This window comes from Streptomyces sp. HSW2009 (assembly GCF_040240285.1).
Lineage (GTDB): Bacteria > Actinomycetota > Actinomycetes > Streptomycetales > Streptomycetaceae > Streptomyces.
On record NZ_JBEHZD010000842.1, the window covers coordinates 1 to 2,331 of the forward strand.

2 protein-coding genes are annotated in these 2,331 nt (G+C 74.1%); both read left to right on the forward strand.

The genetic code is table 11. From position 1 onward, the window contains the following. Nucleotides 1-401 precede the first annotated feature (401 nt). The gene (locus tag AAHZ94_RS32785) at nt 402-1,073 is read left to right on the forward strand and encodes a DedA family protein (RefSeq protein WP_349997351.1); all 672 of its coding nucleotides are present in this window, start codon (nt 402-404) and stop codon (nt 1,071-1,073) included. Nucleotides 1,074-1,301: 228 nt separating this feature from the next. Further along, complete coding sequence (locus AAHZ94_RS32790; RefSeq protein WP_349997352.1) at nt 1,302-2,153, forward strand: metallophosphoesterase family protein; 852 nt, start codon at nt 1,302-1,304, stop codon at nt 2,151-2,153. Nucleotides 2,154-2,331 lie beyond the last annotated feature (178 nt).

The window sequence follows — 2,331 nt, forward strand, 5'->3', positions numbered from 1 at the left end:
ATCCCCCCCCCCCGCCCCCCCCCCCCTTCGGAGCCCTGCTGGTGGGCGCGCACTGGTCAAAACCCCCCGGGCCGCGTGCGGGCGCGCGAGGCCGTTCCGAAGCCCGCCCGACGGCGTCGGTCCGTGAGCCGGGGGACCGGGCGGGGAACAGAAGACGAGCAGCAGGCGGGCGGCGGACGAGCGGCAGATGAGGAACGGGTGCGCGGCCCGCGCCACCGGGCCTGCGGGGAATCAGCAGGCCAGCGGCAGGGAATCTACCGGCCGGGGGTGCGGTGCGCGGCGCCCTCGTACTGGCAGGGTCGGACGAGCGGCAGGGCGGGGTTGCCCCGGCGGTCCGTTCCTTGCCAGCGTTGCCGTACGGGCGTGCCGCCGTGGTGGTGGCACCGAGGAGAGGTGGCCGGATGGACGCCGCACCGCTCGCACCCCCGCTCGCCGCCTGGCCTGCCCTGGCCAGCGGCCTGGAGGGGGAGCTGCCACGGGCCGCGGTGTGGGCGTACGCGCTGCTGATGATCACCACCCTGCCGCCGCTGGTGCCCAACTCGGCCCTCCTGGTGGCCGGCGGGGTGCTGGCCGCCCGCGGCAGCCTGAACCTGGCGCTGGTGCTGCTGGTCGTCGCCGGCAGCGCGCTCCTCGGCGACGGCCTGCTGCACTGGTGCGGCAGCCGGTTCAAGGACCGGGTCAACCACTGGGCGGCGCGCACCGCCCGCCGCAAGGCCCTGCTCGCCTGGACGGCCGGGCAGATACGGCAGCACGGGGTGCCGTACGTCATCGCCGTACGCTTCCTGCCCAGCGGCCGGCTGATCGGCGGGCTCGGCGCGGGCGCCATCGGCTACCCGCTGCACCGGTACCTGATCGGCGCCGGGATCGCCGAGTGCATCTGGGCCGGGTACTCGGTCGGCCTCGGCTACCTGGGCAGTGCAGCCGCCCGCGGTGAGCTCCAGGCCATCGCGATCGGCTGCGGCGTCTCCGCCGTGGTGGCCGGCGCCACCTCCTACCTGCAATACCCGGCCCGCCGCCGGCCCGGCCCCGGCGCCCCGCCCGGCCCCCGCGACGGCCCCGATGAGCAGGGCTGACACCGGGCAGGCAGGTGACCGTCGGCGTTCGCCGCTAACTCCCGCACTATGCGATCCTTTTGGGCAACGGCCGGCTGAACGGCCCCGCTAGAGCACGGTGTGGCGAGAACGGGAGAGACACATGCGCGGTACGCCCGTCGACGACGGCGTAGACATAGAGCAGGTGGCCGGTGTGCCCGGCCGGCCCCACCCGCCGGTGCGGACCGCCGCGACCCCGGGCACGCCCCGATGACCGCCGGCGCACCGCGGGGCGAACTCCTCGCCATCAGCGACCTGCACGTCAGCTACGAGGACAACCGCGCCATCACCGAGAAGCTGCGCCCCGGTTCGGACGAGGACTGGCTGATCGTGGCGGGCGACATCGGCGAGGTGTTCGCGGACATCGAGCACACCCTCAAGCTGCTGAGCGAACGGTTCGCCAAGGTCATCTGGGTGCCGGGCAACCACGAGCTGTGGAGCCACCCCAAGGACGAGGTCGACCTGCGCGGCGTCGCCAGGTACGACGCGCTGGTGGAGATGTGCCGGCGGCTCGGCGTCGCCACCCCCGAGGACCCGTTCCTGGTCTGGGAGGGCGAGTCGGGGCCGGTCACCATCGCCCCGGTGTTCACGCTCTACGACTACACCTTCCGGGCCAACCCGCGGCACACCCAGGAAGAGGCGCTGGCCGCCGCGTACAAGAGCGGTGTCGTCTGCACCGACGAGCACTTCCTGCACCCGGACCCGTATCCGACCAAGGAGGACTGGTGCCGGGCCCGGGTCGCCGAGACCGAGCGGCGGCTGGCCGAGATCGACCCGCAGGCGCCGCCGGTGCTCATCAACCACTGGCCGCTGACCCGGCTGCCCACCGAGGTGCTCTACTACCCGGACTTCGCGCTGTGGTGCGGCACCAAGCTCACCGCCGACTGGCACGTGCGGTTCAACGCCGCCGCCGTCATCTACGGGCACCTGCACATCCCGCGGGTGACCACCGAGGACGGGGTGCGCTTCGAGGAGGTCTCGCTCGGCTACCCGCGCGAGTGGCGCCGGCGCGGGCTGCGCGAGAACCTGCTGCGCCCGGTGACGCCGCGCGTCGCACCCTGACGCCTGCGCACACCCGTTTCGACCTGCGCAGACCTGTGCCAACCTGCGTAGACCCGGGCTTATCCGCGTAGCTTCGCGTACGGGTGACGCTGCGCCGCCCCGCGCGGCGACGTCGTGCATGACCGCTGGCCGCCGGGGCGAACCCGGCGGCCAGCGGCCGTTGTGCGGGGCCCGGGGG